This is a genomic window from Halohasta sp. A2, from assembly GCF_056175805.1.
The window spans coordinates 1-252 of the sequence record NZ_JAQFWV010000336.1; the positions used below are offsets into that span (position 1 = coordinate 1).

Consider the following 252-nt stretch of genomic DNA (forward strand, 5'->3'; position numbering starts at 1 on the left):
CGAAGTCGAGGCCGCTGTCAGCGGCCCCTTCGACCAGATCACCGCCGATTTCGTGTTTTGATTGGTACTCGAGATCCTCAGGAATTCCAGCGTCTTCCCGTCGTTGAGCGTACTGTTGCTGTTGTTGAGGGTGTCATAGAATACGTCGCATACGAAAGAGCAGGGTTGAGAAGCCGTGTCCAGCAGCACTCAAACCCTGCAAGATGAGCCTTGGATAGACGAGTTCTTTAATCTCGTGGCGGTTGAGACGCT

The 252-nt window shown here is 53.6% G+C and carries 1 protein-coding gene; it reads right to left on the reverse strand.

Going from position 1 to position 252, the window contains the following annotated elements:
• A partial coding sequence (locus tag O2S87_RS19335; RefSeq protein ID WP_475410268.1) for a hypothetical protein occupies positions 1-189 on the reverse strand: 189 nt, incomplete at its 3' end.
• Between the last annotated feature and the right edge of the window lie 63 nt (positions 190-252).